At 70.2% G+C, this 5324-nt stretch carries 6 protein-coding genes; 5 read left to right on the forward strand and 1 reads right to left on the reverse strand.

Going from position 1 to position 5324, the window contains the following annotated elements:
- From KGA66_RS27955 to bioB, 5 genes are all read left to right on the forward strand, one after another.
- On the forward strand, window positions 1–1641 hold a 1641-nt coding region (locus KGA66_RS27955; RefSeq protein ID WP_211472411.1), incomplete at its 5' end, for a beta-N-acetylhexosaminidase.
- Between the two features lie 41 nt (window positions 1642–1682).
- Window positions 1683–2414, forward strand: a complete 732-nt coding sequence (bioD, locus tag KGA66_RS27960; protein WP_211472413.1) for a dethiobiotin synthase — start codon at window positions 1683–1685, stop codon at window positions 2412–2414.
- 45 nt (window positions 2415–2459) lie between these two features.
- On the forward strand, window positions 2460–2717 hold the full coding sequence (locus KGA66_RS27965; protein WP_211472415.1) for a type II toxin-antitoxin system Phd/YefM family antitoxin: 258 nt from the start codon (window positions 2460–2462) through the stop codon (window positions 2715–2717).
- Window positions 2702–3100, forward strand: coding sequence for a type II toxin-antitoxin system VapC family toxin (locus KGA66_RS27970; protein ID WP_211472417.1), 399 nt, complete (start codon window positions 2702–2704; stop codon window positions 3098–3100). The genes KGA66_RS27965 and KGA66_RS27970 overlap by 16 nt, the downstream gene beginning before the upstream one ends.
- A gap of 152 nt (window positions 3101–3252) precedes the next feature.
- Window positions 3253–4314: a biotin synthase BioB gene (gene bioB / locus KGA66_RS27975; protein WP_211472419.1), complete on the forward strand. Its 1062-nt coding sequence runs from the start codon at window positions 3253–3255 to the stop codon at window positions 4312–4314.
- 49 nt (window positions 4315–4363) lie between these two features.
- On the opposite strand, the gene KGA66_RS27980 is transcribed toward bioB, so the two are convergent.
- The coding region (locus KGA66_RS27980) for an ROK family protein (protein WP_211472421.1) at window positions 4364–5324 on the reverse strand (961 nt) is incomplete at its 5' end.

Below are 5324 nucleotides of genomic sequence, written 5' to 3' on the forward strand. Positions count from 1 at the left end.
GCCGACCGCCGTCTGTCGCGCCGGCTCGTCGTGATCATCCTGGCGGTCCTCGCGGCGGCGGGCATCGGACTCGGCACCAGACTCGGAACCGGTGTGGTCGGCGGGTCGGCGGCGGTACCGCCGCCGACCGCCCAACAGAAGGCTGATTACGCCGGCATCGTTCCCGCTCCGGTACACGCGGCGGCGACCGGAGGCCAGTTCACGATCACCTCGTCGACCGCCGTCTCCGTGCCCGCGGACTCCATCCCGGCGCGAGGTGTCGGCGACTACCTGGCCGCACTGCTACGTCCCTCCACCGGCTACCCACTGGCTGTCGGGACGAGCGACGGCCCCGGTGGCGGCCGAATCCGGCTGGCACTCACGGGAGCAAGCCCCGACAAGCAGCTCGGCCCCGAGGGGTACCGGCTCGACGTGGCAGGTGATCAGATCACCGCCACTGCCAACGAGCCGGCCGGACTGTTCCACGCCGTCGAGACGCTCCGCCAGCTGTTGCCTCCTGAGGTCGAGCAGCGCTCCGCTCAGCACGATGTCTCATGGACCGTACCTTCCGGGCACGTCGTCGACTCGCCCCGCTTCGCGTACCGCGCCGCAGGTCTCGATGTCGCCCGGCATTTCTTCGGTGTCGCGGACGTGGAGCGGTACATCGACGAGATCGCGCTGTACAAGGTCGACTATCTGCACCTGCATTTGACGGACGATCAGGGCTGGCGGTTAGCGATCGACGGCTGGCCGAAACTGACCGGCATCGGAGCACGCACCGAGGTCGGTGGGCGCGCGGGCGGCTTCTACACACAGGATGACTACCGCAAGCTGGTCGCCTACGCTCAGGCGCGGTATGTGACGATCATCCCGGAGATCGACGTTCCGGGGCATGTGACTGCCGCGCTGGCGTCATACCCGCAGCTCAGTTGTGACGGAAAGCCGCGGCCGGTGTTCACGGGCATCGACATCGGATTCAGCTCGCTGTGCGCTGGCAAACCCACGATATACGCATTCCTCGCCGACGTTATCCGGCAGGTCGCCGCCCTAACGCCGGGGCCGTACATCGGTATCGGCGGCGACGAAGCGCAGGCGACCTCGGCGGCCGACTACACGAAGATCGTGGGCCAAGCGGCAGCGGACGTGCGCGCGGACGGCAAGACGCCGTGGGGCTGGCAGGAGATCACTTCGGCATCGATCGGGACACCGGCCGTCGCGACGTACTGGAGTCCCGGTTTCCCGACCGCGCAGCTCAAGCGCTCGGCCGCCGCGGGGACCCAACTCGTGCTCGATCCGGCGAGCCACACCTACCTGGACCAGAAGTACGACGCCGCGACCACGCTCGGCCTGCACTGGGCCGGATACGTCGAGGTCCAGGACGCGTACAACTGGGACCCGGGAACGTATCTGCCCGGGGTCGACACCTCTTCGGTGCTCGGTGTCGAAGCGGATCTGTGGACCGAGACCGTCGTGTTCAACTTCGACATCGACTACATGGCCTTCCCGCGCTTGCCCGCGATCGCCGAACTGGGCTGGTCACCCTGGTCCACGCACGACTGGTCCGCCTTCAGGCTGCGCCTGGCCTCGCAGGGACCGCGCTGGAAAGCCCTGGGCGTCAAATACTACAGATCGCCGCAGGTGCCGTGGCCTCCCGGCGGCTGACCTCAAGCAGACTCCGGTCATGCGCACATAGACTCGCTGGAATGAGCATTCTCGTGGTCACCGGGACCGGTACCGGCGTCGGCAAGACGATTGCGACGGCGGCGCTGGCGGCGCTGGCGGCGACGCGCGGCGCGTCGCTGGCCGTGGTCAAGCCCGCGCAGACCGGTGTGGCCGAGGACGAACCCGGGGATCTCGCCGACGTAGCCCGGCTCGCGGGGCTCGCGGACACTGACACATACGAGTACGCCCGCTACCCGGACCCGCTCTCCCCCGCAGCCGCAGCGCGGATCAGCGGCCTGCCGCCGGTCTCGCTGCACGACGCGGCCGCCGACATCCGCAAGCTCGCGGACTCACGCCGCCTGGTCCTGGTCGAGGGTGCGGGCGGGCTGTTGGTGCGCTACGACGAGGACGGCACGACCCTCGCCGACCTCGCGCGCGACCTGAACGCCCCGGTCCTGGTGGTCGCCGACCCGGCGCTCGGCACGCTCAACCACACCGCGCTGACCCTGGAATCGATGGCGCTGCGCGGCGTCGAGCTCGCCGGGGTTGTGCTCGGCAGCTGGCCGTGCGAACCGGACGAGCCGGATCTGGCGATGCGCTGCAACATCCGCGACCTGGAAACGCTCGCCGCCCGGCCGCTCGCCGGCGCGATCCGGTCCGGCGCGGGCACACTCGACGCCCCCGACTTCCTGCTGGCCGCCCGCGCGGGCCTGTCCCCCGCCTTCGGCGGCACGTTCGACGCGTCCGCCTTCCGCTCCCGCTACGGCCTCTAAAGCGTGGTTCGCGCAAAAAATCTGATTCTCAGATACACTGAAGCCATGCGTACCATGACGGCCACCGAGGCTTCGCGGAAGTTTTCGGACCTGCTCGACGCGATCGAGCGCGGTGAGACCATCACCATCACGCGTGGAAACCATCCCGTAGCCGAGATCGGTCCGGCCCACCGCCGCACCGGAGCCGATCTGCGCGCAGCGCTCGCCGGCATCCCAGCACCGGATGACAAGTTCGCACTCGATATCTCCAGCGCCCTGGAATTGCTCGATCACGAAGAGGCCGACCCGTGGGCCGACGCTTGATCCTTGACACGAACATCCTGATCGCCTACGAGCGGGGCGCCATCGACCAAGCTGGACTGGACGCCGATGACCTGGCGATCGCGGCCGTGACGGTAGCCGAGTATCGGGTGGGAATCGAACTCGCCGACTCCGCGCAACGCGCCGCTGATCGCGCCCGTGCCCTGACCACGATCACGTCTGTCGTCGATGTGCTCGACTACACGGACGCGACCGCCGCATACCATGCTCGGCTGCTCGCGCACGCGCGCCGAACGGGATCACGCCGGGGCGCCCATGATCTGATCATTGCCGCGCACGCAGCCGAGTCCGGCCGGATGGTGCTCACCCGCGACGCCAAGGCGCGTTTCGGAGACCTGCCTGGTGTCACAGCAGTCGACGCTTGACGATGCCGAGCACACTCGTCTGTGCCTGACCGAGGGGTTTCAGCCCTGCTCGCCCCATCCGCTCCTGAATAGGGCAGACTGCCGTGAGCTGGACGACTGCGCCGTGAAGAACCGCGTCGTCATGAAGATCCACGTCGAGCGAAAGGCCTCGCATGACCGTCACCGTGGAATCCGCCGACCCGGCCGCCGGGAACAGCACCGCTGAGGACGGCGCGGCTACGGTGGACATCCTGGCCGTAGCGCGGGAGCAGGTGCTGGAGCAGGGCCGGGGCCTGGACGAGGCGCAGGTGCTCGCCGTGCTGGAAATGCCGGACGAGCGGCTGGAGGAACTGCTCGCGCTCGCGCACGAGGTACGGCAGCGCTGGTGCGGTCCCGAGGTCGAGGTCGAGGGCATCGTGTCGGTCAAGACCGGCGGCTGCCCGGAGGACTGCCACTTCTGCTCGCAGTCCGGCCGTTTCCCCACCCCGGTGCGGGCCGCCTGGCTGGACATCCCGTCGCTGGTGGAGGCCGCGAAGGAGACCGCCGCGACCGGCGCAAGCGAGTTCTGCATCGTCGCGGCGGTGCGCGGGCCGGACGAGCGGCTGATGGCGCAGATGCGCGAAGGCGTCGCGGCGATCAAGGCCGCGGTCGAGATCAACGTGGCCGCGTCGCTCGGCATGCTGACGCAGCAGCAGGTGGACGAGCTGGCCGAGATGGGCGTGCACCGCTACAACCACAACCTGGAGACCGCGCGCTCCTACTTCCCGAACGTGGTCACCACGCACACGTGGGAAGAGCGCTGGGAGACACTGACCATGGTGCGCGACGCGGGTATGGAAGTGTGCTGCGGCGGCATCGTCGGTATGGGCGAGACGCGCCCGCAGCGGGCCGAGTTCGCCGCGCAGCTGGCCGAACTGGAGCCGGACGAGGTGCCGCTGAACTTCCTCAACCCGCGTCCCGGCACACCCTTCGGCGACCGGGAGCCGCTGGAAGGCCGCGAGGCGCTGCGGACGATCGCCGCGTTCCGGCTCGCGCTTCCGCGCACGATCCTGCGTTACGCGGGCGGCCGGGAGATCACGCTCGGAGACCTCGGTACCGAACAGGGACTGCTCGGCGGGATCAACGCGGTGATCGTCGGCAATTACCTGACCACGCTCGGGCGCCCGGCGACAGCGGATCTGGAACTGCTCGACCGGCTCTCGATGCCGGTCAAAGCCCTTTCCGCGACGCTCTGAGAACTGAGAACTGAGAACTGAGAACTGAGACGCCCTCGGCGAGAGCGGCTCACACCAGCAGCGGGGCGAGAGCCGTCTGCGCCGCGCCCACGAGCGCCGGGGCGGACAGGGTCGCCGCGACCACCGGGACCGCGACCGCGCGCTCCAGGAACGAGCGCTCGCGCAGGGCCGCGGACAGCGGCCCCGGAGCCACCGCCAGCAGCCGGGCGAGCAGGCCGCCGAGCACGATACGGTCCGGGTCCAGCAGGTTGACCAGCACCGCGAGGCCCGCGCCGACCCGGCCGGAGACCGTGTCCGCGGCCCGGCGCGCGACCGGGTCGCCCGCCGCGGCGTCGACGAGCACGACCCGGGCCCGGTATTCGAGCCCCGTCGTCGGTGTGTCGGGGCGGCCGGCCGCGCGCAGCAGCGCCCTCGGGTCCGCCTCGGTCTCAAGGCAGCCGCGCGCACCGCAGCGGCAGGGCTCGCCGCCGGGGTTCGCCGTGGTGTGACCGACCTCCATCGCGTAGCCGCTCGCCCCGAGGAACAGCCGGCCGGAGCTGATCAGTGCGCCGCCGATGCCGATGTGCTCCGTGGTGACGAACAGCATGTTGCGCGCGTCCCTGCCCGCACCGTGCACATGCTCGGCCAGCGCGGCGAGGTTGGCGTCGTTGCCGACGTACACCGGCAGGCCGTCGAGCCCGGGCGCCGCGGCCAGTTCGGCCGCGACCAGCTCCCGGACCGGGATGCCCGGCCAGTTCATGTGCCGCGGCGCCAGGGCGTAGCCGTCGCTCGCACGCACCGGGGACGGCATCGAGACTCCGACGCCGAGGCACGGCCGCCGGCTCTCGGAGGCGATCAGCCGCACCAGCCGGCCGATCCGGCGCATCGTCGTCGCGACGTCGGGCGAGGGCTCGACCGTCTCGCGTTCGATCCGCAGCATCGTGCCGCCGAGTTCGAACGCGCTCACGTCGAGCGTGTCGACACGCAGATGCACGGCGATGGCGATCGGCGAGGTCGGCGCGACCCGGACC

It is taken from the genome of Actinocrinis puniceicyclus (genome assembly GCF_018283645.1).
In the GTDB taxonomy this organism is placed as follows: Bacteria; Actinomycetota; Actinomycetes; order Streptomycetales; family Catenulisporaceae; genus Actinocrinis; species Actinocrinis puniceicyclus.